This window comes from Amycolatopsis sp. NPDC004079 (assembly GCF_040610415.1).
Lineage (GTDB): Bacteria > Actinomycetota > Actinomycetes > Mycobacteriales > Pseudonocardiaceae > Amycolatopsis > Amycolatopsis halotolerans.
In genome coordinates, this window is the sequence record NZ_JBEXMH010000002.1 from 99065 (window position 1) to 123740 (window position 24676).

Sequence of the window (24676 nt, forward strand, 5' to 3'; positions counted from 1 at the left end):
CGTTCTTACCCGGTTTTTCAAGGGCATTGGGCAATTTGCGGAGGAATGCACAGACAACTCAACTCACGGTAGCCGGGCGATCACGCCACCAGGCCACAGTCGCGGCGGCCTGATCTTTCTCGCGGGTCGGAGTAATATCGAAAAAGTCCTGTGCCGCACGGGAATCGAGGACGAACGGGAGGTCGAACTGGTAGCGCACCTCCCGCAGCTCACGCAACAACGGCGAAACGAGAGCGCCCGCGTTCAGTAACATCGGGGAAAGGCGTTGCACAGCCACCGGAGCCACTCCGGACGCCTCGCACAACAGCGCGACCATCACCCGAGCGGACCGCGGCGGACCAGTCGGCACATGCCACGTCTGACCCCACGCCTTTTCTTCGCGTGCGGCCGCGACCAGCGTGCGCGCGACATCGGGAATGTACGTCCAACTGTGCGGTGCGTCCGGATCGCCGAGTACCTGCACCTTCTGCCCTCGCAGCACGTTCGGCACTACGCGGGCGGCGAGATGGCCGCCGTCTGTCACTCCTGGACCGAAGAAATCGGAGGCGCGCACCTCGACCACGCGGATGCGGCCCTCGTCGTGCATCGCGTGTAGTTGTCCGGAGAGCAGAGCCCGGATCCGGCCCTTGGTTCCGGTGGCCGCGAGCGGCAGATTCTCAGTGAGCGGACCGTCGACCGGGCCGTAGCCGTACAAATTCCCCAGCGAAGCCAGCAGCGCGCCGTGCGTTTCGGCCGCAGCGCAGATCGAGTCCTGCAGCGGCGGCCAATCGGTCGCCCACCGATGATAAGGCGGGCTCGCACAGCTGTAGATCGCTGTCGCGCCCTTGGTCGCGTCGACGAGCGCGGCCTGGTCGGCGGCGTCGAGCGCGACGTGTTCCAGCCCCGGTTCGTTCTCTCGGGGCGAACGGGCGATCACCCGTACCCGCTCGCCTTGCTCAGCCAGCAAAGCCGCAGTGGCCGCGCCCGCCGGTCCGTACCCGATCACCACCTGAAGACCCATGGCGACACCCTAACCACCAGCGCATCCCGTTGCGGCCGTTCACGAACCGGCCGCCCGCCGTTCACCGGACCGCCACGGCGGACCGGTCCCGCCCACGCCGCCGTCACCCGGGATCCACTCGGAATTCGCCCAGGCCAGAACCCGTTTTCCGGCCCTAGTTCAGCACGTTGCGGTGGTGTATGGTCGCCGATCGTGAACAATTCCGCCAAGGTCGCCGCGCACACCGTTCCGCCCACCGGGCACTGACCGCATCCCGGGGGCGCGAGTGAACACCCTGAAGATCATTCTGTTCTCTTTGTCGGCGGTCTCCTCGTACGCGGCCTTGCTGTACAAGCTTTTCTCGATGCGCCGCTCGTGGCGCGACCCGGCCTACATCGTGCTGATGACGACGCTGATCCTGCAGTGCGTCACGTTCACCCTCGGCGCGATCTCGCTCAGCATCGGCTCGCTGTTCGGGATACCGAACCTGGCGATCTTGATCTTGCACCTGGCCGCGGTCGCGTACTGCATCAGCGCGCAGCTCCTCCTGATGCTGTGGGCCAATCCGCCCTCGGAGATCCGCTCTCAGATCCGCGCGTGGATCGTTTCCGGCGCGGTGCTGTTCGTGGTGCTGACCGTGCTGTTCTCCATCGGCAACAAGCCGGGCACGCCGGGAACCGCGTTCGCCGTGGGCAGCAAGGACCCGGTGATCCTCACCTATCTGCTGCTGTTCATCATCTCGCAGGCGGTGCCGTGCGTGACGATCTATCTGCAGTGCCTGCCGTACGCGCGAAGCACGTCGAGGGTGTGGCTGCGCCGGACCTTGCGGACGCTCGCGGTCGGCGCGGTGATCCTGTTCCTCTACTGCGCCACGCGCGCGGTGAACATCGTGAGCCCGGCGCTCGGCTGGCACCTCGGCACGTGGGCGATCGCGCCGTCGGTGTTCAGCGCGCTGGGCATCGTGATCGTGTCGTTCGGGCTGACCATGCCGTCGTGGGGCGAGCACGTGTCGTCGGTCGCGCGGTGGCAGCGCAATTACCGTTCTTATCGCGCGCTCTACCCGCTGTGGCATTCGCTCTACGAATCCTCTCCGGGCATCGCGCTCGAACCGCCGACCGAGGGGGACACCGATCGGCGCTGGTCCGACTTGCACTACCGGCTGCATCGCCGCGTGATCGAGATCCGCGACGGCTGGCGCGCGCTGCGGCCGTACATGGACCGCGCCGACACCCCGAACGGCGACCAGGCGGTGGCCGAGGCACGCAAGATCCGCCAGGCGCTGGAGGCGAAGACGTCCGGCGTGAGCCCGGCGGAAAACCAGGACAACGGCGCGTTCGACGACCACGACGCGAAGACGTTCGCCGCCGAAGTCGCCTGGCTCACCCAGGTTTCGGAGGCTTACGCCAAGCTCGCCTGAGCCGGAGCCTGCGGTTGCGGCTGGTCGCCCAGCAGCGTCTCGCCCTTCGTCAGCCACGCGAAACCGAACGCGAACACCGCGAGCGACTCCAGCCAGAGCGTCGGATGCAGGGCCGCGGTGGCGGCGCTGAAGAACAGGCCGTTGAGGACGATCAGCACCAGGCACACGAGCATTACGATGCCGCACGTCCGGTAGACGGCGTTGCGCGAACGTTTGCGCTTCGTCGGCGCGCCGTCGTGCTTGGTGAACAGGACGAGGCAGAAGAACGCGAGGGTGAGGAAGAAGATCGCGGCGAACACGAGGTGCGCGACGCCGATCGCGTGCTGGGTGGGGGTCGGCGAGACCGGCTGGGTCGGGAACAGCGCGACGCCGATGCCGGCGATCGCCGCGACGTTCGCCGCGATGTCGTCGAGGCGGCCGTAACCGCGGTAAGCGATCAGGAAGACGCCGATCGCGCACAACGTGCCGACGAAGACGTTCCGGAGATCGCTGTAGTAATAGCCGCTCAGCGAGCCGAGCAGGCCACCGCCTTCCAGCAGCTCCTTACCGACGATCACGACGATCGGCAGCAGGATCCCGAGCCATCCGATGGCGCGGCGAAGGAACAGGTAAGAGCGCACGAAAGCAGTCATGGCACGGCTCCCCGAAGTCGTGCACTCTTTGTACCTGTTCCGTCACCAGACCACCGCACAAACCGGGAAATCCACCGGTTCAGCCCAGAAGATCGTCCAATTCCGCGAGAAGTTTCGCCTTCGGCCGGGCACCGACGAACGATGCCACCGGGGTGCCGTCGCGGAACAGCATCAGCGTCGGCAGCGCCATCACCTGGTAGGCGCGCATGGTTTCGGGGTTTTCGTCGGTATTGAGCTCGCGCACGGTGAGGCCGGGCCGTTCCGCGGAGATCTCGGCGAGCACCGGCGCGATCATCCGGCACGGCGGGCACCAGTCGGCGGTGAAGTCGACCAGTACGGGCTGGCCGTGTTCCAGGACGTCGGCGGCGAAGGTGGCGTCGGTGGTCATCAGGACTCCTCGGATTCAGCAGTGCAGGGGTCGGCCGGGCGCGTGGCGGCAGCGGCGAGCTTGTCGAGCAGGGCGGAGCGGACCGCGGCGAGGTCGCGCATGCAGGCCTCGACCTCGTCGAGCTTCCGCCGGTACACCTCGACCGACGCCGGGCACGCGTCGCCCGCGTCGTGGCCGGTGCGGAGGCAGTCGACGAACGGGCGGGTGTCGTCGAGGCTGAACCCGACCGTGCGCAGGGTCTGGATTTCGGTGACCAGCCGCAGGTCGTCCTCGTCGTACTCGCGATAGCCGTTCGCCGCGCGCGTCGCCGGGAGCAGGCCCTGTGCCTCGTAGAAGCGCAGGGCCCGCGTGGTGGTCCCGGCCCGTTGTGCCAGTTCGCCGATCCGCATGTCTTCGAAGCTAAACCTTGTCGCTGACGTCAAGGCAAGGCGTGCGCGCGAGGCTGGGGGTATTCGCGGAACTTGACCGCGTTCGCCGCGCGGGTGCCCATGTACGCGAAGACGCGGCGGCCGATCGGACCGGCCAGCTGGCGGTACATCTTGTTGCGCTTGCTCAGCTTCTCCTCGGTGGCCGGCACCAGGAAGTCGGCCGAACCGGCACCGTTGCGCTGTCCGACACGGGCGGCCTTGCGCAGCCGCTGCTCGTAGCGGGCGAACGCGGTTACGTGGTCGCCGCCGGCCGCGGCGAGTTCCCCGGCCAGGATCTGCGCGCCCATCATCGCGAGGCCGGTGCCGGACCCGCCCGGCCCGGCGCACCAGGCGGCGTCGCCGAGCAGCACGACCCGGCCGCGCGACCAGCTGTCGAGCTTGATCTGGCCGACCGTGTCGAAGTACAGGTCGGGCGCGTCGGCGACGGCGGTCAGCAGCTGCGGGAGTTCCCATCCGGCACTGGCGAAGACCTCGGTGACGATGTCCTTCTGCCGGGCCAGGTCGGGGCGGCCGTAGCCGTCCGGGTCGCCGCGGAAGGAGAGGCCGACAGTGACGGTCGCCGGGTCGAGGTGGCTGGTGACGATCGCGCCGAGGCCGGGCTCGTTGTAGAGCAGGCCCTCGTGGTCGAGGCGGAGGTGGTTGGGCGCGGTGAAGCCGGCGACGTGGTAGCCGAGATCGGTGCGGAACTTCGCCTCCGGGCCGAACGCCGCCGTCCGCACGCCGGAGTGGATGCCGTCCGCGCCGACGACCAGGTCGAACCGGCGCGGGGCACCGTGGCGGAAGGTGACGTCGACGCCGTCGGCGGTCTCGGTGAGCGAGGTGACGCGGTCGCCGAAAACGTACTCGGTGTAGCCCTTGGTGTGGTCGTAGAGGATGCGGGCGAGGTCGCCGCGGAGGACTTCCAGCTCGCCGTTGGTGAACCCGCTCGGCAGGGTGAAGGCGGGCCGTCCGGACGGGTCGAGCTGCACCTGCTCGCGCAGCGCGGTGTCGTGTTCCCGCAGGTCGTCGAGCAGGCCCATCGCTTCGATGAGCTTCATCTGCTCGCCGCGGAAGTCGACGGCCTGCCCGCCCGGCCGCAGCTGCGGCGCGGCCTCGACGACGGTCACCGAATAGCCGTAACGGTGCAGCCAGTAGGCGGCGGACGGACCCGCGACGCTGGCGCCGGACACGAGAACGGTCTTGCTGGTCATCTCTGCTCCCCTGGATCGGTAGGCGATGCGGCAAGACTGCGGCGCACCGCTTACCGCGCCCGCACGGAGCGCTGACGGCCTCGGTCAGTCCTCGGCGAGGCGGGTCAGCATCCGGGAGAAGACGCGGCCGAGCAGCTCCAGTTCGGGGCCGCTGACCTGGTCGAAGAAATACCGGCGCACGAGTTCGCCGTGCTGGCGCTGCGCCGCCTTGACCGCCGCCCGCCCGGCTTCGGTGAGCCGGACGTTGGCCCCGCGCGCGTCCTCGGTGCAGTTCTCCCGCACGACCAGCCCGCGCTTGCACATCCGGCTCACGTGGTGCGACAGCCGGCTGCGGTCCCATTCGACGGTCGAGCCGAGCTCCCGCATGCGCAGCACGCCGTCCGGTTCGTTCACGAGCGGGACGAGGAGGGCGTAGTCGGCTCCGGAGATCCCGGCGTCGCGCTCCAGCTGCCGGTCGAGCGCGCTGCCGAGCGCCCGTTGCACGCGCTGGTAGGAACACCAGACCTCGGCCTCGCGCCGATCGGGCACCACGTCCGCCATCCGGCGATTCTACAAAGAGCGGACGGGATTTCGCGCCGGTGCGTAAGTTGGGAGAGTGACCAGGTCCGTGCGAGAAACCTTCTTTCGTGCCTTCCACGCAAGCCATCCGGCGGTTACCTCGCGCGCGTTCGGCGGCGGGCGGAGCGAGATCGCCGGTGCGGGACACGTGCTTGATCTGGCTTGCGGCGACGGATTTCCGCTCGACCTGCTTGCCGCGGCGGGGCATCAGGCGGTCGGGGTCGACGTGTCCAGCACCGATCTGGCGCTTGCCCGGTAGCGGAGGGACGGCGCGGCAACTGCCGTTCGCGGGCCACGCGTTCGATTCCCGCGGGTCGCACATGGCGTTCATGCTGATGACTGACATCGATCGGGTCGCCGCCGAGCTTGCGCGCGGGCTCCGGCCGGGCGGGCAGCTTTCGCTCATCCTCAGCGGCGTCCAGTGGCACACCGAAGAGATCGATTTCAGCGGGTCGCTCGATCAGGTCTGGAATTTCGTCTCGACCGGCTACAACCTCTTCCCGCTGAGCGATCCGGCTTCCAGCGCGCTGAAGACCGCCTTTTTCGCCGCAGCACCAGCACTAACGAGGTCCGATGGGCTGATTCCGCTTGCCTTCCCAGCCCACCTCGCCAGCACCCGAACTGTCCACAAAGGACGCTAAACCCGCCCTAGTGGCACCCGTCGCCTTCTGGCAAGATCGAGGGCTCTGACGTCTCCAGTTCACGCCGAAGGGGCAGGGCATTGGGTCTGGGCAGGAAACTGGCCGTCGCCGCCACCGCGGTCACCGCGGCGACGGCGTTGTTCACCGCGACACCAGCGAGCGCCGCGTCCGCGGCGATCGACTGGAAGCCTTGTCCCACCGGGCAGGGCGCCGAATGCGGCAAGCTCACCGTGCCGCTCGATTGGGACCATCCCGGCGACGGCACGATTCAGCTCGCGCTCGCGCGGCGCAAGGCCGCCGATCCCGCGCACCGGATCGGTTCGGTGCTCATGGATCCGGGCGGGCCGGGCGGTGCGGGAGCGGGCGAGGTGCAGAGCGGCTGGACGCTGTCGCCGAAGGTCGCCGCGCGGTTCGACACGGTCGGGTTCGATCCGCGCGGGGTCGGGGAAAGCACCGCGATCAAGTGCGGGCTCGACGAGATCACCGCGAAAAACCCGGTGCAGCCGAAGGATTCCGCGGAATTCCAGCAGCTGCTCTCGTACAACCGCGCGCTCGGCCGCAGCTGCGAGAAGATCGCCGGGCCGCTCGCCACGCACTCCGACACGCGCAGCGTCGTGCGCGACATGGACGCCATCCGCGCCGCGCTCGGCGACAAGAAGCTCACCTATTACGGCGTTTCCTACGGCACGCTGATGGGCCAGCAGTACGCCGAGGCGTACCCGGACCGGGTGCGCGCGCTCGTGCTCGACAGCAACATGGACCACTCCATCCGCAGCACCTGGGAGTTCCTGAAGACGGAAACCCAGGCCACGCAAGAGTTGTTCGAGCAGTTCAGCGACTGGTGCGACCGCACGACCTCGTGCGCACTGCACGGCCAGGACGTCAGCGCGGTGACCGCGGACCTGTACGCCCGCGCCGAACGCGGCGAACTCGGCACGCCGGACGACAAACTCGACCCGATGGCGCTGGTCGGCATCTACGCGCAGAACTTCTACGGCCCCACCTGGGGCAAGCTCGCGCAGAACCTGGTCAGCCTGCGCGACGGGAAGCCGCTCGGCGCGGACTTCGCCAAGGACGACATTCCGATTCCGAACCCGTTCAACAGCATCTTCTGCTCGGACTGGCGGCTGCCGATCACGTCGTACCCGCAGCTCGACAGCTACCGCCGGGCGCTCACCGACGTGTCGCCTGACCTGCACTTCTCGCCGCTGGGCTGGAGCGCCGCGGCCGGGTGCGCGAGCTGGCCGGCCCCGGTGCGCAACCCGCAGCACCCGCTGTCGGTCCAGCGGGGCGTGCCGATGTTGATGCTGAACAGCCGCTATGACCCGGCCACGCCGTACAGCTGGGCGGTGCGCGCGTCGCAGCAGTCCGGTGCGCCGCTGCTCACCTACGAGGGCTGGGGCCACGGCGCGTACTTCAAGAAGAGCCAGTGCGTCACCGACGCCGCGGACGCCTTCCTGATCGACGGCACGAATCCGGGCCGGGGCAAGCATTGCCCGGCGGTCGAGCCGAGCGTTCAGTCCAGGATGGACGGTCCGAGGGCGCCGGCCGCGCAGCCGTACTGAGACAGCGAAAAGCGGGGCCCTGATCGGATCAGGGCCCCGCTTTTTCGTGGCCGCGGCGGCTCAGTAGTCGTCACGCCCGGTGAACTGCTGTTCCAGCAGTTCGGCCGAACCGGCGACGAGTTCGAGCGGATCGGTGAACTCGTTGAGGTCGAGGTTCAGCAGCGGCAGCGAATGCCGGAGCACGAGGTGCTCGCCCATCACCACGAGCCCGCCGACCACCAGCGTCTGGCCCACCTCGCTCAGCACGGTCAGCAGATCCACCTCGTCCACCCGGGCGAACGGCGTCGCGATCTGCACCCAGTCCTCGCGCTGGTCGAAAATCTCGCGGGCGATCACCACGACCTGCGCCCGCCCCGTCGTCTCCGCGTCGTCGCCGAACAGGACCCGGATCCGGATTTCGCCCGGGTCGTCCCGGATCACCCGGTAGGTCTGCCTGATGTAGGCGACCAGGTCATTCCACTCCGCCACGCGCTTTCCTCCCGTTGGTAGGCAACGAAGATCAGCGTAGCGGGACAACCCGTGCGGAGAAGAGCGTCAGAGCAACTTCCACGCTCCAGTGAGCGCCTCGCGCAGAATCTGCTCCATCTCGTCGAACTGCGGCTGGTCGCAGATCAACGGCGGCGACAGTTGGACGACCGGCTCGGCGCGGTCGTCGGCGCGGCAGTAGAGGCCGCCCTCGAACAGTGCGTTCGAGAGATAACCGCGCAGAATCCGTTCCGATTCCTCGGCGGTGAAGGTCTCTTTGGTCGCTTTGTCCTTCACGAGTTCAATCCCGTAGAAGAAACCGGTGCCGCGCACGTCGCCGACGATCGGCAGATCGGTCAACCGGTCGAGAGTCGCCCGGAAGGCGGTTTCCTTTTCCAGCACATGGCCGTAAAGGTTCTCGCGCTCGATGAGGTCGAGGTTGGCCAGCGCGACCGCGCACGAAACCGGGTGCCCGCCATAGGTCGAGCCGTGCATGAACGTCGCCTCGCCGCCGGCGAACGGCTCCATCAGCGCCTCGCTCGCGAGCACCGCGCCGAGCGGCGCGTAACCCGAGGTCAGGCCCTTCGCGGTGGTGATGATGTCCGGCTGGTAGCCGTAGCGCTTGGCCGCGAAGTCGTAGCCGACCCGGCCGAATGCGCAGATCACCTCGTCGGACACCAGCAGCACGTCGTGTTTGTCGCAAATCTCGCGGACCCGTTGGAAATAGCCCGGCGGCGGAACAAAACAACCGCCGGTGTTTTGCACGGGTTCGAGGAATACCGCGGCGACCGTGTCCGCGCCCTCGAATTCGATGGCCTGCTCGATTTGATCGGCCGCCCATCGGCCATACGCTTCGTAGTCGTCGGCGTGCTCGGGTGCGCGGTAGAAGTTCGTGTTCGGCACACGCAGAGTGCTCGGCACGAGCGGCTCGAAATCGGCCTTCGCACCCGGAATTCCGGTGATGGACAGCGCACCCTGCGACGTGCCGTGGTACGCCAGCGCGCGGCTGATCACCTTGTGCTTAGTGGGTTTTCCGGTCAGCTTGAAGTACTGCTTGGCGAGCTTCCACGCCGTTTCCACGGATTCGCCGCCGCTGACGGTGAAGAACACGTGGTTGAGGTCGCCCGGGGACGCGACGGCCAGGCGTTCGGCCAGTTCGAGCGCGGGCGGGTGCGCGTGGCCCCAGAGCGGGAAGTACGCGAGCTGTTTCGTTTGCCGCGCGGCGGCTTCGGCCAGTTCCTCGCGGCCGTGGCCGACCTGCACCGCGAACAGCCCGGCGAGACCGTCGAGGTAGCGCTTGCCGGTGTCGTCCCAGATGTAGGCGCCCTCGCCGCGCACGATCACCGGGATGTCGGCGGTGTCGGCGCGGCTGTGGCGCGTGAAGTGCAGCCAGAGGTTGTCGCGTGCGGCAGTGCCCGAGCCGGTGGTGATCCCGGCGGGTTCGGCGGTCGTGGTCATGGCTCCTCGAAACGGGCCTCGAAGCTGCCGGCACGCACCCTGGCGTACCGGCCGGACTTCTCGGTTATCGCACGAGCCGACACCGGTTGGCAAGCGGATCAGTCGTCGATGCCACCCAAAACGACTAATTTCATCAGTCCCAGGGGGACAGATCTTCGGATTTCGTCGTCACCGACGGTGCGAACCCCACTGGTAGGACTGTTTCCGCAGCTTGAGGTACACGAGCGTCTCCGCGGTGCGCACTCCGGGCAGCGTGCGGATGCGGTTGGAGATCACGTCGAGCAGCGCCTCGTCGTCGGCACAGAGCACCTCGCAGAGCACGTCGAAGCGGCCGGCGCAGAGCACGACATACTCGATCTCGTCCATTTCGGCCAGTGCGTCGGCGACCGGATCGAGCGGGCCGTCGACCGTGATCGCGACCATCGCCTGGCGGAAAAGCCCGATCTGCAAGGGATCCGACACCGCGACGATCTGGATGACGCCCGAATCGGACAGCCGCTGCACCCGCTGGCGGACCGCCGCCTCGGACAGTCCGACCGCCTTGCCGATCGTGGCGTACGGCCGCCGTCCGTCCTCTTGCAACTGGGCGATGATCTGCTTCGAGATGTCGTCGACCACCGGCGGCACCGGCCGGTTCGGGTCCTGGCTCTGCATCCGGGGATCATCTCGGGTCGACCCCGCCGCGGGCAACCTCCGGCGTGGCGGATGGTCGCCCAGAGTGTCCGGATCGTCCGTCAGCCGGGGTGGCCGACAACGGATTTCGTCGTCTTTCCGGCGTTGACAACGGCAAACCCGTCCTGTTCCATCCGTCGAATTCCAGCGCCGCCGACGGAGGGATCCCCATGCCGCCTCATCCGGTCCCCGTCCAGACCGACACCGCCGCCGGTTCGCCCGCGCCCCGCTCGCTGACCAGATCGATCGGGGTCGGCGGCGGGACCCTGCTGACGCTGAGCTGCGTGACCCCGGCGTCGTCGCTGTTCGTTCTCGTCCCGCCGCTGTTCGGCTCGCTCGGCACCGGCACCGCGCTGGCCATCGGGCTCGCCGTGCTGCTGTGTGTCGGGATCGCGTTCTGCTACTCCGAACTCGGCACGCTGGTCCCGAGTTCGGGTGGCGAGTACGCCATGGTGTCGACAGTCGTCAGCCGGTTCGCCGGGTGGATCACCTTCATGCTGTCGTTCATCGTGATCCTCGTGGTGCCGCCGATCATCGCGCTCGGAGTGGCTGATTATCTGGCGGTGGCCGTCCACATCGACCCGTCTGTGGCGGGTGCGCTCGTGATGCTGGCGTCCACCGGGATGGGCCTGGTGAACCTGCGCTCGAACGCGTGGCTGACCGGGATCTTCCTGGTGATCGAGATCGTCGCGATCGTCGTGGTGTCCGTGCTCGGCTTCGCGCACAGCGACCGCCCGGCCGCGGTGCTCGTGCGGCCCAGCCTCGACGGCGTCCATCCGATCGCGCTGGTTTCGGTCATCGCCGGGCTCGCGGTGGCGTTGTTCGTGGTGCAGGGGTTCTCGACCGCGGTGTATCTGGCGGAGGAGATGCGGGAGCCGCACAAAACGGTGTCGCGGACGGTGTTCTGGACGCTCGGCATCAGCGCGGTGGTGATCCTGGTGCCGGTCGTGGCGATCACGCTGGGCGTGCCGGACCTCGCGACGCTCGGGAACCTCGACCTGACCGCGCTCGTGGTGAACTGGAGCAGTTCGACGTTCGGCACGATCGTGAGCCTGTGCATCGCGGCGGCGATCGTGAACGCGGTGATCGTGATGGTGATCCAGAATTCGCGCGTGCTGTACGCGTCGGGACGGGATCACGCTTGGCCTGAGCCGGTGAACCGTGCGTTGAGCGTGGTGAGTCCGCGGTTCGGCGCGCCTTGGGTGGCGACGCTCGTTGTCGGCGTTTCGGAAGCGGTGCTGTGTTTTGTGCCGGTGGAAACGCTGAGCGGCGTGACCGGGGTGGCCGTCGTCGCGCTGTACCTGGCGATTTCGGCGAGCGTCCTGTGGGCGCGGCGGCCGGCGCACCGGCGTCCGCAGGTGTGGCGGATGCCGGGGTGGCCGGTGGTGCCGATGGTGGCGGTGCTGGCGCTCGGGTACGTGCTGGTGTCGCAGAGCTTGCTGGACCTGGCGATCACGGCTGGGGTGCTGGTGGTTTCCGCCGGGTATTGGTGGGGCTATCTGCGTCGGCGGCCGGATCGGTGGCTGGTGACGATTCCCTGACCCGTGCTCTGGTGAGGATGGACAGCTCGGTGGGGCGCAGTGCGTCGCCGCGTTTCCATTCGACTGGGATGTCCCTTTGCCGGACGTGTTCTCTCGGCTCGAGCAGGTGGTCTCGCAGGAGCGCGGCCATCTGCTCGGCGCTGAGGAACGTTTGCCACGGTTCGCCGTGGGCGGCTGCTGCGGCCATGACCAGCTCGGCGTAGGCCTGGCCCGCCTCGTCGCGGAGGGCGGCGGGGAGGAGGTGCTCGACGATGAGTTCTGTTCCGGGGGCTAGGCCGCTGATCGCGTGGAGGGTTTGGCTGATCGCTTCTTCGGTGAGGTACATCGTGACGCCGAGCCAGCTGACCAGGGCTGGACGGTTCGGGTCGAATCCCGCTTGGACAAGGTGACTGGTCAGCGCCGGGTCCTTCTCGAAGTCGATGGCGACGAACTCGACTGTCTCGGGCGTGGTGATCCCGGCTTCCGTCAGCAGTTTCTTTTTCCAGCGCTGGGTGGCGGGTTTGTCCACTTCGAACACTCGCAGGTCGTCGGGTCGGGCTTCGCGGTAGGCGAAGGAATCCAGGCCCGCACCGAGAATTACGTATTGGTCGACGGCCATTTCGGCCAGCCGGTTCTCGGTGTAGCGACTGCGGGTGACGACCGAGGCGCGGGCGCCGGACAGGGCTGGATGGCTACCGTAGACCTGGTGGTAGCTGAGGAGTTCTTCGGCGCGTTCCCCCAGAAGGCGGTGTACGAGCGGATCGGTGAAGATTGCCGGGTGGTCGTCGACCAGCAGATGCGCGGCTCGCGCGGCGGCGGAGAGAAGAGCTGTGCGGCTGGGTTGCGCGTCGGGGGTCATAGCTTCGGACTTTAACCCAGTAACGTTGGAGTATAGCAGAAAAATGATTTTTTTGAAAGAGCGAAGCGGTTCCGTTTTGGCAACGGCGGTGAATTCGGCTCAGGTGTCGAGCGAGATTGCGTAGCGGGCGAACGGTTCGCCTCGATGCGGGAAATCGTGGCGGTAGGCGAAGCCGAGCCGTTCCATCACCGCACGGGAGCGGGCGTTGTGCACCTCGGTGAAGGCGACCACTTCCGTCGCGCCGAGTTCTCGTGCACAGGCGAGGCCAGCGAGGCCGATCTCGGTGGCGTAGCCGCTTCCCCAGTGCGCCTCGCGTACCGCCCAGCCGATCTCCAGTCGTCGTGCTCCGTCAAAGTCCTGATAGGACAGTCCGCCTCGGCCGAGGAGCTCTCCGGATTCCCGGTGATGGGCCAGCCATTTGCCGACGCCGTCGCGTTGCCAGCTTCGGCCGATCTCCGCGGCGCGGGCTTCCGCGTCGGCGCGGGTCCAGTTGCCGTACCAACGGGCGATGCCGGGGTCTTGATGCAGGAGGTACAGCTCGTCAGCGAGGTGCGGGCCGATCGGGGTGAGGCGGAGGCGTTCGGTCTCCAACTCAAGCGGCCACTGTGGACGGAACAGTCAGCGAAGCGTTGACCCGCGCAATGAATTCCGCATTGGACTTTGTCGTGCGGACCTGGTCCAGGAACTGTTCCGCGGCCCGCTTCGGGTCTTGGGTGGACAACGCGCGGCGGACCTCGTTCATCACGGCCAGTTCCTGCGGCGGGATAATCAGCTCGTCGCGGCGGGTGCCGGAGCCGAAGAAGTCCACGGCCGGGAAGACACGGTGGTCGGCGAGCATGCGGTCCAGGCGGAGTTCCGAGTTGCCGGTGCTTTTCAGCTCCTCGAAGAACACGGTGTCGGCCAGCGAACCCGTGCCCACCAAAGCCGTCGCGATGATGGTCAGCGAACCACCGTCCTCGATGTTCCTTGCCGCGCCTAGGATTTTCTTCATCGGGTGCAGCGCGCTGGCATCGACGCCGCCGGACAGGATTCGGCCGGAGGTGCGGGCTGCCAGGTTGTACGCGCGGCCCAGGCGGGTCAAAGAATCCAGCAGCAGCACGACATCCCGGCCGGTTTCGACCAGGCGTTTCGCGCGTTCCAAAGCCAATTCGGCGACGGCGGTGTGTTCGGCGGGTTTGCGGTCGAAAGTGGACGCGACGACCTCGCCGTGGACCGAGCGGGTCATGTCCGTCACTTCTTCGGGGCGTTCGTCAGCGAGCAGCACCATGAGGTGTGCTTCCGGGTGGTTGACCGCCACCGCCTGCGCGATCGCTTGCAGCACAGTGGTTTTGCCTGTGCGCGGCGGGGCGACGATCAGGGCGCGCTGGCCTTTGCCCAGCGGTGCCACGAGATCGAGGACGCGGGTGGTGAGCTGGTGCCGAGTGGTTTCCAGGACCAGTCGCTGGTTCGGGTGAATGGGGGTGAGTGTGTCGAAATCGGGGCGCTTTTCGCCGGGCGGACGGCCGTTGACGGAGACCAGTTCGCCGTCGTCGAGGACGAGTTCGTCGCCGCGGCGCAGGCCGTGGGTGCGGATCAGGGACAGCGGCACGGACGGGCCGCCGGGGGCGTAGCCCAGTGCGGCAGTCTTGCCGTGGATGTCGAGAATTCCTTGCTGTGTCATGGTTTGTGGCTCCTTGAGCAGTGACAGTCGACGCGAAAGCGGACCGCCGGAGTGAAACGAAGCGGGTCAGGCGACGGGCTTCGGGAAAGACGCCGATCCTCGTCGCGTGGACTCACGCTGGCGGAAAGGGCGGAACCCCTGGGCGGCGGGGCCGACTTCCTGGGGTATGCGGTGAGAGTAGCGCATCGGATCCGGCCGCACAACTGGCACTGCACGCGAAAGGGGCCTCGTGAGCGACTGCCCGGCGGAAAACCGGCGCTCACAAGGCCCCAACAAACCTGGCCGCGGGTCTATTCCCGGGGCCGCGCGGCGGTCACGGCATCTCCCACGGAGCCTGCGGCAGCACGTGCCCGGTCTCCAGCAGCGACTTGAGGTTCGACAGCACCGCCGCCCAGCCGCCGGACACGTCCTGGTGCGCCTTTTCGTCCGGCAGGTCCTCGTGGGTCACGGTCAGCCGGACGATGCCCTCGTGCTGTTCGATGTCGAACGTCGCGCGGGAGGGCTCCTGGTCCTTCGGGCCGTTCGGGTCGAACCACGTGGTGACCAGACGCTTCGGCGGGACCGCCTCGATGACCTCGCCCTCGACGTCGGCGATCCCGGACCCGTCGGTCCGCACGTGCGCCCACCGCGAACCCTTGTTCCACTCGGATTCGTTGCGGTGGCCCCAGTACTGTCCGGTCAGCTCGGGGTCGGTGAGCGCGTGCCACACCTTCTCCGGCGTGCTCTGGATGTAGGTCACATACACAAAACTCGGCTTCATGGCTTCCTCTGCTCGACGTTTGACGGCACTGAGCATCCGCAGCCGCGGCTGCTCGAACCGGTCCACCCACCGCTCCTGCATCTCGTGCAGCGGCACCGGATTCAGGTAGTGCAGCTTTTCCCGGCCGCGGCGCACGCTGCTCACCAGATTCGCCTCCTCCAGCACAGCGAGGTGCTGGGTCGCGGACTGCCGCGTCATCTCCAGCCGGCGGCACAGCTCGCCCAGCGTCTGCCCGTTGTCCTCGCGCAGCTGGTCGAGCAGGTACCGGCGGGTCGGATCCGCCAGCGCCTTGAACACTTTGTCCAGGTCGGGTTGCACACTTACAGTAAGGCAGGCAAATGCCTGCCTGTCAAGTCGGCAGAGGTGAACACAGGTCAGCACCGAGGCGAGTTACTGATCGCCTCGGCGCTGACTACTCAAAGTGTTCAGAAGACCTCAGGGGAGAGCGAGGGGGCCGCCATGTCGGCGTCGAAGGGGAACATCGGCCGGACGATGCCGGAGTGGCCCAGCCGGAGCAGGTCCTGGTCGACGCCGCCGGGGGTGAGGGCCAGCAGCCAGTCCGAGGCCATGTCGTACAGCTCCGGTTCGAGGTAGCCGATCTTCACGATCACGACGTCCGCCTCGCGCGGGCGCAGGCCGAGCGCGTGGAAGTCGGATTCGAGGTGGTACGGCTTGCGGCGCGCGGTCACGATCACCCGCAGGCCGCCGACCGCCAACGCCACCGCGGTTCCGGCGACCGGGTCGTCGGTGTCGATCGCGGCCACCTGTGCGGTGAGCGCGACCGGACCGTGCGGACCGGAGTCGACTTTTCCGCCCAACTCCACCGAGATCGTCGCTCCGACACCAGCTGCCACCGCCGTCGCGACGGCTTCGGGATCCACAATGGCCGCGTACAAAGTGGTCAGTGAAGAGTCCACAATGGCCGGAGTGTTCAGCAGGACGTCCAGGCTCCACGACGTGTCCCCCGCACCGCCAGCGGTCGGGTTGTCACCGGAATCGCTGATGAAGAACGGCCGCGAGGTCGAAGCGACCGCCTGCGCGAGGCATTCCTGAAGGGTGCCGGTCGGGGCGACGAAGGCGAAGTCGTGCCGAGCGTCCCAATAGGACTGTGCCAGGTACTCCGCTTCCTTGGTGATCACCGAAATGTCGTCGCCCATTACCACCACCGCGGCCTGGCAGCGTGGTTCGTCGGCCCACGCGTAGCCGACCCAGATCGCCGCGTCCAGGACTCCGTCGAGCGCTTCGACGTCGTCCACCGCCGCGTAAATGCTCTTCGCCGGTTCCAGCCGGGTGCTCGTCTTCTCCCCCGGCAGCAGAACCGGAACCTGCACCCAAGCCTTCTTCGGCCGACCGCCGGACCGCAGCCGCGACACCAGGTTCCGTGCCGCTCGCTCGCGGGTCTCCCACGCGTCCTCGTGCGGGGCCATCCGATAGCAGGTGATCAGGTCCAGCGCGGTGACCAGTTCGCGGGAAACGTTGCCGTGCAAGTCCATCGACGCCGACACCAGGACGTCCGGGCCGAGAACGGAGCGGATCTCCTGCGCGAGCGAAGCCTCCACATCGGACCGTCCGACCACGCTCATCGCGCCGTGGATGTCGAAGAACAGCCCGTCCAGTTCACCCGCCGAACGCAGCCGGTCCAGGATTTCCCCGGACAGCTCGGCATAAGCCTCCTCGGCGACCGCGCCACCGGGGAGCGACCGGGCGTCGACCAGCGGCACCCATTCGACGTCGCGAGCCCAGTCCGCGCCGAGAAAGTCGTAGCGGGCCAGCAAATCGTCGCCGCGCGAGATCCGGAAGTCGTCCACAGTGGACCGATGCGGTGAGAAGGTACTCGATTCGATGGCGATTCCGGTGATCCCGACCCGCAGCTTCTTCATCGTCCACTCCGTTTGATCGCTTGCTCGAACACCGCGTCCAGCGCGAGCGCGCCCGCGCCGTAAAGCCCCGCGTCCGCACCGAAACGCACCCGGTCGATCCGCAGTTCCCTGGTAGCCAAGGGAAGACACCGTTCGTACAGCGCACCGCGCACGGCCGCGACGAACGCTTCCGAACCGGACAGCGCGCCGCCGAGCAGCACCTCGTCCGGGTTGCTGAAGTTGACCACCGTGGCCAGCACCTCGCCGAGTCGCAGCCCGGCGCGCCGCACGGCTGTGGTCGCTTCGGGATGTCCGTCCTCGGCGGTGGCCATCACCTGCGCGGTGGTCTCCAGCTTCAAGCCCTGCGCCTGCAACTGCCCGACGAGCGCGGCGCCGCTGGCCACCACTTCCAGGCAGCCGCGATTGCCGCAGGTGCACGGCTGATCCTCGGCGGCGGGCACGCGCACGTGGCTGATGTCGCCCGCGACCCCGGCCCGGCCGCGATAAAGCTCGCCGCTCAGCACGATTCCCGACCCGATGCCGGTACCGGCCTTCACGACCAGCAGGGTGCGGCCGGGCGCGCCGGACACGGATTCGCCCAGTGCCAGCATGTTCGCGTCGTTGTCCACGACCACCGGCAGCTCGAAGTGCTCCGCCAGCGCGTCCCGCACCGCGAAGCCGCGCCAGCCGGGCATCCGCGACGGCAGCGTGATGGTGCCCGCGTTGACGTCGACCGGACCGGGGAACGCGACGCCGACACCGAGCGCGCGGCCCGGACACTCCGCGCCCGCCATGACATCGCGCACCGCGGCCGCGAGCCCGGCGACCAGTTCGCGCGGCTCCTGGCTGATGTCCAATGGCCGTTCGTGCACTTCCAGCAGGTTGCCCGCGATGTCGAGCGCGCCGATCCGCACGTGCCGCGAGCCGACGTCGGCGGCCCAGACGTGGCCGAACTCCGCGTTGACCGACAGCAGCTTCGGCCGCCGTCCGCCCGCGGACCGGCCCTCGCCGGATTCGCTCAGCACGCCGGCGGACATCAGCGCCTGCGTGCGCACCGACACCGTCGATTGCGGCAGCCCGAGCGCTCGCGCCAGGTCCATGCGCGACCTCGCGTGGCCGTGCGCGACCAGCCACAACAGCCGCAGCGGTCCGGCCGGATCCACCGCGTCACCTCTTTCATCAAGGCTGATGTAACTAAACCGTTCGACAGGACTCTTGGCAATTCCCGTCTCTCGTGCGAGATTACCCGACAGCCAGGACACCGCATAGCACCTGGCACTGGTCTTTCATCAGAGTTGTTGGAAGTGATGCGAATGGCTCGACGCCCGTGGCGCACCGCGCTCGGGGTCACGCTCGCCGCCGCGCTGGCGTTGTCCGGCTGCGCGGCGGGCCGGGAACCGCACGGCGGCGGTTCCGGCACCCCGAAAACCGGCGGCACCGTGCGGTTCGCGATGCCGCCGTCGGCTACGCCGAACTGGATCATGCCGTTCTCGATCCCCGGCTACGGCGGGTCGTACAACGCCATGATCCGCTCGGCCATGTACGTGCCGCTCTACAACTACGACGGAAGTTCCGGCTCGGTCACGCTCGACGACGCCGCGAGCGCCGCCAACCCGCCGCGCTACTCCCCCGACGGCAAGACCGTGACGATCACGCTCAAGCCGCTGACCTGGGCCACCGGCGAGCAGCTGACCAGCCGCGACGTCGAGTTTTGGCTCAACCTTGCCCGCGCGGGCAAGGACAACTGGGGCAAGTACTCCAAGGGCCTGATCCCGGACAGCATCACCGGATTCCACGCCGTGGACGACCGCACGTTCACGTTCACCCTCGACAAGGCGTACAACCCGGACTGGTTCACCGCCAACCAGCTCAGCCTGATCGTCCCGATGCCGCACGCCTGGGACCGCACCAGCGCAGCGGGCCCGGTCGGTGACCACGACCGCACCCCGGACGGCGCGAAGCAGGTCTTCGATTTCCTGGTGAGCCAAGCGAAACAGCTCGGCACCTACGGGAAGAATCCACTGTGGAAGGTCGTGAACGGGCCGTTCGCGTTGGCCGGTTTCACCACGTCCGGCGAGGTGACGCTGCGGAAGAACCCGAAGTACACCGGACCGGACCCGGCGAAGCTCGACACCGTCCGGTTCCTGACCTTCACCAGTTCCTCGGCGGAGTACAACGTGCTGCGCGCCGGCGGCGTCGACTACGGCTACCTGGCGACGTCGAACCTCGGCCAGCGTTCGAAGCTCGAGGAGCAGGGCTACCGGGTCGAACCGTGGAACGGCTGGTCCATCACGTACTCGCCGTACAACTTCAACAATCCCCAGCTGGGCAAGGTGTTCTCCCAGCTGTACGTGCGGCAGGCGATCCAGCACGCGGTCGACCAGGACGCCATCACCTCGGTGATCTGGCGCGGCGCCGCCCGGGTCGGCTACGGCCCGGTCCCGCAGGACAACGACACGAAGTACCTGTCGCCCAAGCAAAAGACCAACCCGTATCCGTTCGACCTGAACAAGTCGAAGCAGCTGCTCGCCGACCACGGCTGGAAACCCGGCTCCGACGGCGTCCTCCTGTGCGCGGACCCGGCGAAATGCGGCGAGGGCATCGCCGAAGGCACCCGCCTGTCGCTGACCATGCTGACCGAATCAGGTTCCGACGAGACCGACGGCACCATGCAGGAACTGCGCTCGGAGCTGTCGAAGGCCGGCATCGAGATGAAGATCAACGCGCAGCCGCTGAACACCGTGCTGGCCAACGGAACCACGTGCAAGCCGACGGACCCGTCGTGCAGCTGGCAGCTGTCGTACTTCGGCACGCAGGGCAGCTGGTACTTCTCGGCGAACCCCAGCGGCGAGGAGCTGTTCGCGACCGGCGCGGGCACGAACTTCGGCGGCTACACCGACCCGAAGGCGGACAAGCTGATCGCGGCCACCAACCTGGCCTCGGACAACGGAGCGATGCTCGAGTACAGCGCCTACCTGGCCGAGCAGCTTCCGGTGCTGTGGCTGCCCAATCCGCCGTATCAGGTGTCGGCGATCGACACCGCGCTGCACGGCGTGAACCAGGACCCGATGGCCGGGCTGCTTCCGCAACGCTGGTTCTGGACGAGGTGAGGACATGACGCGCTATATCCTCCGCCGGCTCGTGCTGGCCGTGGTGGTCGTGCTGCTGGTCACCGTGGTGACGTTCGTGCTGCTGCATTTGCTGCCCGGCGGCCCGGCTCGCGGCGTGCTCGGGGTGAAAGCCACCGAGGCGCAGATCGCCGCGTTCAACCACGCACAGGGCTTCGACCAGCCGCTTCCGGTGCAGTACTGGGATTACCTGTTGCGGTTGCTGCAAGGCGACCTCGGCGAGTCGTACACGCAGAACTCGCCGGTGAGCACGCTGCTGACCGAGCGGATGCCGAAAACCTTGCTGCTCACCGTGTTGTCCACCGCGCTCGCGATCCTGGTCGCGCTGCCGCTCGGCGTCTGGCAGGCAGTCCGTCGCGGCCGTACCGCGGATCTGCTCACCACGGCCATCACGTTCGTGCTCTACGCGACGCCGGTGTTCTTCCTGTCGCTGGTGCTGATCATCCTGTTCGCGCAGGTACTGCCGTGGTTCCCGGCGCAGGCCGCACAGGGCGAAACGATCGGCGAACTGCTGTCCCAGCCAGGCGCGTTGGTACTGCCGGTGCTCGCCGGAACCGGAGCGGCGCTCGCCGCGTTCAGCCGGTACATGCGAGCGTCCACTCTGGACAGCCTGTCCGAGGATTTCGTGCGCACCGCGCGGGCCAAGGGAACGCCGGAGCGCACGATCATCTGGCGGCACGTCTGGCCGAACTCGCTGACCTCGGTGGTCTCGATGCTCGGCTACTACGTGCCAGTGGTGTTCGGCGGCTCGCTGGTCGTCGAATCGATGTTCAACTACCCCGGCATCGGCCTGCTGTTCTGGACCGCGACCCGCACCGCCGATTTCCCGGTGCTGTTGGGCGTCGTGCTCGTGATCGCCGTGGCGACCGTGCTCGGTTCCCTGCTCGCGGACCTGATCCAGCTGGCGATCGACCCGCGGGTGCGGGTGAAGGGAGCGCGGTCGTGACTGTCCTTTCGCGGCTGTTTGCCCGCAAGTCCGCCGTCGCGGGCGCGGTCCTGCTGCTGCTCGTCGTGGCGTTCTGTTTCCTCGGGCCGTTGCTCTACGGCACCGACCAGTCCCACACCGACCTCGCCTCGGCGCGGCTCGGCCCGAGCGGAGGGCATCCGCTCGGCACCGACGACCTCGGCTACGACGTGCTCGGCAGGCTCATGGTCGCCGGCCGGACGTCGCTGGTCATCGGTGTCCTCGCCGGGCTGATCGCGACCGCGATCGGCGCGGTGTGGGGCGCGGTCGCCGGGTACACCGGCGGCTGGCTGGACACCGTGCTGATGCGGATCGTCGACACCGGCGTCGCGATCCCGGCGCTGTTCCTGCTGCTGGTGGCCGCGACGCTGGTGACGCCGAGCGTCGGCGTGCTGGCGCTGCTGATCGGCGCGGTGTCGTGGCTGGTGCCCGCGCGGCTGATGCGCGCGGAAACGGTGAGCCTGCGCGAACGCGACTACATCCGCGCGATCACCGTGCTCGGCGCGAGCCGCACGCGCGTGGTGTTCCGGCACATCATTCCCAACGCGATCGGCACCGTGGTGGTGAACGCGACGTTCCAGATCGCCGACGCGATCCTGCTCGTGGCGTACGTCAGCTTCCTCGGGCTCGGCGTGCCCGCGCCCGATACCGACTGGGGCGCGATGCTCTCTAAAGGAATTACCTACACCTTCGACGGCGCGTGGTGGCTGATCCTGCCGCCGGGCATCGCGATCGTGCTGGTGGTGTGCGCGATCAACTTCCTCGGCGACGGGCTGCGCGACGCGTTCGCGGTGAAGGGGCGACGATGAGCGAAGCAGTGCTGGACATCCGCGACCTGCGGGTGTCCTATGCGGACGGTTCGGCGGCGGTCGACGGGCTGAGCCTGTCGGTCGCGCCCGGCGAGATCGTGGCGGTGGTCGGCGAGTCCGGTTCCGGCAAGAGCACGGCGGCGCTCGCGGTGCTCGGGCTGCTGCCGGATTCCGCGCGGGTCACCGGGTCGATCGAGCTGGCCGGGCAGAACGTGCTCGACCTGCGCGGCGAAGAGCTGCGGAAACTGCGCGGCCCGGCCGCCGGGATGGTGTTCCAGGAACCGATGACCGCGCTGAACCCGTTGCGGACCATCGGTTTCCAGCTCGCCGAGGCGATCCGCAACCACGACCCGGAGAAGCTGCGCCACCGCCGCTACTACGACCGGTGCGCCGAACTGCTCGACCGCGTCGGAGTTCCGGAGCCGGCCGCGCGGTTGAAGCAGTACCCGCATGAGCTGTCCGGCGGTTTGCGGCAGCGGGTGATGATCGCGATCGCACTCGCGGCCGGGCCTCGGTTGATCATCGCGGACGAGCCGACGACCGCCCTCGACGTCACGGTGCAGCAGCAGATTCTCGACCTGCTGCGCGATATCCGCGAACACGAAGGCACCGCGACGCTGCTGATCACGCACAACATGGGCGTCGTCGCCGATGTCGCGGATCGCGTCGCGGTGCTGCGCCACGGCAAGCTCGTGGAAGAAGCTCCGGCGGCGGAACTGTTCGCTTCGCCGAAGGCGGATTACACCCGGGAACTGCTGGCCGCGGTTCCGCAACTGGGTTCGTTCACCCACGACGCGACCGTCGAAGAAACCCGGAAACCCGTGCTCGCGCTGTCGAATGTGGTGGTCGAGTACGGCGGGCGGCAGGTGGTAAACGACGTTTCCCTCTCCGTCTCACCGGGTGAGATCGTCGGACTGGTCGGCGAATCCGGTTCGGGGAAAACGACGCTCGGCAACTGCGCGCTGGGCCTGGTCACGCCGAAATCCGGCACCGTCGAAGTGCTCGGCGGACCGCTGCCGAAAGGCACCGGCCGGTCAGCGCGGGCGGTCCGGCGGCAGATCGGCGCGGTGTTCCAGGACCCGGCGTCGTCGCTCGACCCGCGGATGACGGTCGCGCAGACCGTCGCCGAACCGCTGGTGGTCCACACTTCGACCGGCCGCGGCGAGCGGCAGCGGCGGGTGCGGGAACTCCTCGACGCGGTGGAGTTGCCGGAAAGCCTGCTGGGCCGGTACGGGCACGAGCTTTCCGGCGGGCAACGGCAGCGCGTGAGTCTCGCTCGCTCCCTGGTGCTGGGCCCGAAGCTGCTGATCGCGGACGAACCGACGAGCGCGCTGGACGTATCCGTGCAGGCAGCGGTGCTGGAGGTGTTCCGGCGGCTGCATCGCGAGTTCGGTTTCGGCTGTCTGTTCGTGAGCCACGACCTCGCGGTGGTCGACAGCCTGTGCGACCGCGTCGCGGTGCTGCGCGCGGGCGAGCTGGTGGAGGAAGGCCCGGCGGAAACGGTGTTGCGCACTCCGGAACACCCGTACACGCAAGCGTTGCTGCTGTCCTCGCCGGTGCCGGACCCGCAGTTGCAGCGGAGCCGGCGCGAGGCGCTGGCCGGCGCGGACCCCGCGGCGTGACGGGGTTGCGGGCCGGAGTCGACATCGGCGGGACGAAAACCCTGGTAGTGGTGTGCGACGAGGACGGAACGGAACTGGGGTCGGCGTCCGCGCCCTCCGAATCGCATCGGGGCGGCGCGGCGATCCTCGACCGCGCGGCGGAGCTGGTCAGCTCGCTGGTGCCGGACCACGCGGCGCTCGCCGGGGTCGGCGTCGGAGCGGCGGGCGTCGTTGACCCGGTGACCGGGACAGTGCTGGTCACCGGCGATTCGTTCACCGGCTGGGCGGGCACGCCGGTCAACGCCGAGCTGTCCGCGCGGCTCGGCGGGGTGCCGGTGCGCACCGTCAACGACGTCGACGGATTCCTGCTCGGCGAGCTGCTGCCGGGCGAGCGGAACGTGCTCGGCGTCGCGGTCGGCACCGGCGTCGGCGGCGCGCTGTTCGTCGACGGTCGGCTGCTCTACGGCGGCGCGACCGGGGCCGGAGAGATCGGGCATGTCGGCCGCTACGGGGAGGAACGCTGCACTTGCGGGCAGATCGGGCATCTTGAGGCGTACGCGGCGGGCCGGGCGTTGACCCGCCGCTACGGCGAGGCGACCGGCCGGACCCTCGCCGCGGAGGACGTCGCCGCCGAAGCGCTCAACGGGGATCACGCCGCCCAAGCGGTGTTCACGGACGCGGGACGGTTCCTCGGCCAGGCGGTCGCGCACGCCGCTGGGCTGCTCGGCCTCGCGACCTGCGTACTCGGCGGTTCGGTGGTCAACTCCTGGACGCTGCTGGAGAAGCCGGTGCGGGAAGCGCTGGAGGAACGGCCGCTGCTGTCCGGGAAACCGGTGTCCGTCCGGCTCTCCCGGCACGGCGCGAAATCCGTGGCGCTGGGCGCGGCCGGTCTCACTGCCGGTATTCAGCGGCTACCGGACGTGAGCAACCCCTAACCAGTCCTCTGTGGACCATCGAGAAAACCGTGGCCTCGGGGTATACGCTGTCGGGCACCGACGGAGCCGGGGGCAACGATGCGCGCGAAGCTGGGCGGAACGGGACGGGCGAGAACTGCGGCGGACCACGTGCGTGAGCGTGGTCTCCACCCCGCTGACAGCAGGTGACTTGGTCTATACCATTCCGG

General features: G+C 68.2%; 25 protein-coding genes. 10 read left to right on the top strand and 15 right to left on the bottom strand.

The genetic code is table 11. The annotated features are described in order from the left end of the window. Positions 1 to 58: 58 nt before the first annotated feature. Positions 59 to 1000 carry an NAD-dependent epimerase/dehydratase family protein gene (locus ABZX37_RS02525; RefSeq protein ID WP_354735210.1) on the bottom strand — a complete coding sequence of 314 codons (942 nt, stop codon included), beginning with the start codon at positions 998 to 1000 and terminating at the stop codon, positions 59 to 61. Between the two features lie 265 nt (positions 1001 to 1265). Here ABZX37_RS02525 and ABZX37_RS02530 point away from each other — a divergent pair, with 265 nt between their 5' ends. After that, complete coding sequence (locus ABZX37_RS02530; protein WP_354735212.1) at positions 1266 to 2396, top strand: MAB_1171c family putative transporter; 1131 nt, start codon at positions 1266 to 1268, stop codon at positions 2394 to 2396. Here ABZX37_RS02530 and ABZX37_RS02535 read toward each other — a convergent pair. The 5 genes from ABZX37_RS02535 to ABZX37_RS02555 all read right to left on the bottom strand — a co-directional run bounded on the left by ABZX37_RS02535 (position 2378) and on the right by ABZX37_RS02555 (position 5574). After that, the gene (locus tag ABZX37_RS02535) at positions 2378 to 3028 is read right to left on the bottom strand and encodes a DUF998 domain-containing protein (protein ID WP_354735214.1); all 651 of its coding nucleotides are present in this window, start codon (positions 3026 to 3028) and stop codon (positions 2378 to 2380) included. The two genes, ABZX37_RS02530 and ABZX37_RS02535, sit on opposite strands and share 19 nt — an antisense overlap. Before the next feature lie 79 nt (positions 3029 to 3107). Continuing rightward, entirely contained in the window at positions 3108 to 3416 is a 309-nt protein-coding gene (gene trxA, locus ABZX37_RS02540) for a thioredoxin (RefSeq protein ID WP_354735216.1), read from the bottom strand. Next, positions 3416 to 3805, bottom strand: coding sequence for a MerR family transcriptional regulator (locus ABZX37_RS02545; RefSeq protein WP_354735218.1), 390 nt, complete (start codon positions 3803 to 3805; stop codon positions 3416 to 3418). Before ABZX37_RS02545 ends, trxA begins: the two co-directional genes overlap by 1 nt. Positions 3806 to 3834: 29 nt before the next feature. Then, on the bottom strand, positions 3835 to 5034 hold the full coding sequence (locus tag ABZX37_RS02550; protein ID WP_354735220.1) for an FAD-dependent monooxygenase: 1200 nt from the start codon (positions 5032 to 5034) through the stop codon (positions 3835 to 3837). A gap of 84 nt (positions 5035 to 5118) precedes the next feature. Continuing rightward, positions 5119 to 5574 carry a MarR family winged helix-turn-helix transcriptional regulator gene (locus ABZX37_RS02555; RefSeq protein WP_354735222.1) on the bottom strand — a complete coding sequence of 152 codons (456 nt, stop codon included), beginning with the start codon at positions 5572 to 5574 and terminating at the stop codon, positions 5119 to 5121. Between the two features lie 55 nt (positions 5575 to 5629). On the opposite strand from ABZX37_RS02555, the gene ABZX37_RS02560 reads away from it, so the two are divergent. The 3 genes from ABZX37_RS02560 (at position 5630) to ABZX37_RS02570 (ending at position 7798) form a co-directional block, all read left to right on the top strand. Further along, positions 5630 to 5851 carry a class I SAM-dependent methyltransferase gene (locus ABZX37_RS02560; protein WP_354735224.1) on the top strand — a complete coding sequence of 74 codons (222 nt, stop codon included), beginning with the start codon at positions 5630 to 5632 and terminating at the stop codon, positions 5849 to 5851. A 61-nt stretch (positions 5852 to 5912) separates the two neighbouring features. After that, on the top strand, positions 5913 to 6233 hold the full coding sequence (locus ABZX37_RS02565; RefSeq protein WP_354735226.1) for a hypothetical protein: 321 nt from the start codon (positions 5913 to 5915) through the stop codon (positions 6231 to 6233). A gap of 80 nt (positions 6234 to 6313) precedes the next feature. After that, positions 6314 to 7798 (top strand): alpha/beta hydrolase, encoded by a 1485-nt coding sequence (locus ABZX37_RS02570; RefSeq protein WP_354735228.1) that lies wholly within the window; start codon positions 6314 to 6316, stop codon positions 7796 to 7798. 60 nt (positions 7799 to 7858) lie between these two features. Here the strand turns inward: ABZX37_RS02570 and ABZX37_RS02575 are convergent, their stop codons facing one another. From ABZX37_RS02575 to ABZX37_RS02585, 3 genes are all read right to left on the bottom strand, one after another. Beyond that, complete coding sequence (locus ABZX37_RS02575) at positions 7859 to 8266, bottom strand: hypothetical protein (protein WP_354735230.1); 408 nt, start codon at positions 8264 to 8266, stop codon at positions 7859 to 7861. 66 nt (positions 8267 to 8332) lie between these two features. Beyond that, positions 8333 to 9721 carry an aspartate aminotransferase family protein gene (locus ABZX37_RS02580; protein ID WP_354735231.1) on the bottom strand — a complete coding sequence of 463 codons (1389 nt, stop codon included), beginning with the start codon at positions 9719 to 9721 and terminating at the stop codon, positions 8333 to 8335. Between the two features lie 168 nt (positions 9722 to 9889). Then, positions 9890 to 10375 carry an Lrp/AsnC family transcriptional regulator gene (locus ABZX37_RS02585; protein WP_354735233.1) on the bottom strand — a complete coding sequence of 162 codons (486 nt, stop codon included), beginning with the start codon at positions 10373 to 10375 and terminating at the stop codon, positions 9890 to 9892. Between the two features lie 188 nt (positions 10376 to 10563). Here ABZX37_RS02585 and ABZX37_RS02590 point away from each other — a divergent pair, with 188 nt between their 5' ends. After that, the gene (locus ABZX37_RS02590) at positions 10564 to 11934 is read left to right on the top strand and encodes an APC family permease (RefSeq protein WP_354735235.1); all 1371 of its coding nucleotides are present in this window, start codon (positions 10564 to 10566) and stop codon (positions 11932 to 11934) included. On the opposite strand, the gene ABZX37_RS02595 is transcribed toward ABZX37_RS02590, so the two are convergent. From ABZX37_RS02595 to ABZX37_RS02620, 6 genes are all read right to left on the bottom strand, one after another. Then, positions 11846 to 12772 carry a class I SAM-dependent methyltransferase gene (locus ABZX37_RS02595; protein WP_354735237.1) on the bottom strand — a complete coding sequence of 309 codons (927 nt, stop codon included), beginning with the start codon at positions 12770 to 12772 and terminating at the stop codon, positions 11846 to 11848. The two genes, ABZX37_RS02590 and ABZX37_RS02595, sit on opposite strands and share 89 nt — an antisense overlap. A gap of 99 nt (positions 12773 to 12871) precedes the next feature. Next, positions 12872 to 13363: a GNAT family N-acetyltransferase gene (locus ABZX37_RS02600; protein ID WP_354735239.1), complete on the bottom strand. Its 492-nt coding sequence runs from the start codon at positions 13361 to 13363 to the stop codon at positions 12872 to 12874. A 1-nt stretch (position 13364) separates the two neighbouring features. Then, on the bottom strand, positions 13365 to 14432 hold the full coding sequence (gene rho, locus ABZX37_RS02605) for a transcription termination factor Rho (protein WP_354735241.1): 1068 nt from the start codon (positions 14430 to 14432) through the stop codon (positions 13365 to 13367). A gap of 313 nt (positions 14433 to 14745) precedes the next feature. Continuing rightward, on the bottom strand, positions 14746 to 15510 hold the full coding sequence (locus ABZX37_RS02610; RefSeq protein WP_354735243.1) for a metalloregulator ArsR/SmtB family transcription factor: 765 nt from the start codon (positions 15508 to 15510) through the stop codon (positions 14746 to 14748). Positions 15511 to 15617: 107 nt separating this feature from the next. Continuing rightward, entirely contained in the window at positions 15618 to 17072 is a 1455-nt protein-coding gene (locus ABZX37_RS02615) for a M81 family metallopeptidase (protein ID WP_354735245.1), read from the bottom strand. Continuing rightward, on the bottom strand, positions 17069 to 18214 hold the full coding sequence (locus ABZX37_RS02620) for an ROK family transcriptional regulator (protein ID WP_354735247.1): 1146 nt from the start codon (positions 18212 to 18214) through the stop codon (positions 17069 to 17071). Before ABZX37_RS02620 ends, ABZX37_RS02615 begins: the two co-directional genes overlap by 4 nt. 150 nt (positions 18215 to 18364) lie before the next feature. On the opposite strand from ABZX37_RS02620, the gene ABZX37_RS02625 reads away from it, so the two are divergent. From ABZX37_RS02625 to ABZX37_RS02645, 5 genes are read left to right on the top strand one after another with little or no spacing between them, the layout of a single operon-like run. After that, positions 18365 to 20161, top strand: coding sequence for a peptide ABC transporter substrate-binding protein (locus ABZX37_RS02625; RefSeq protein WP_354735249.1), 1797 nt, complete (start codon positions 18365 to 18367; stop codon positions 20159 to 20161). A 4-nt stretch (positions 20162 to 20165) separates the two neighbouring features. Then, complete coding sequence (locus ABZX37_RS02630; protein ID WP_354735251.1) at positions 20166 to 21125, top strand: ABC transporter permease; 960 nt, start codon at positions 20166 to 20168, stop codon at positions 21123 to 21125. Continuing rightward, complete coding sequence (locus tag ABZX37_RS02635; RefSeq protein ID WP_354735253.1) at positions 21122 to 21952, top strand: ABC transporter permease; 831 nt, start codon at positions 21122 to 21124, stop codon at positions 21950 to 21952. The genes ABZX37_RS02630 and ABZX37_RS02635 overlap by 4 nt, the downstream gene beginning before the upstream one ends. Next, entirely contained in the window at positions 21949 to 23574 is a 1626-nt protein-coding gene (locus tag ABZX37_RS02640) for an ABC transporter ATP-binding protein (RefSeq protein ID WP_354735255.1), read from the top strand. Before ABZX37_RS02635 ends, ABZX37_RS02640 begins: the two co-directional genes overlap by 4 nt. Further along, on the top strand, positions 23571 to 24488 hold the full coding sequence (locus ABZX37_RS02645; RefSeq protein WP_354735257.1) for an ROK family protein: 918 nt from the start codon (positions 23571 to 23573) through the stop codon (positions 24486 to 24488). The genes ABZX37_RS02640 and ABZX37_RS02645 overlap by 4 nt, the downstream gene beginning before the upstream one ends. Positions 24489 to 24676 lie beyond the last annotated feature (188 nt).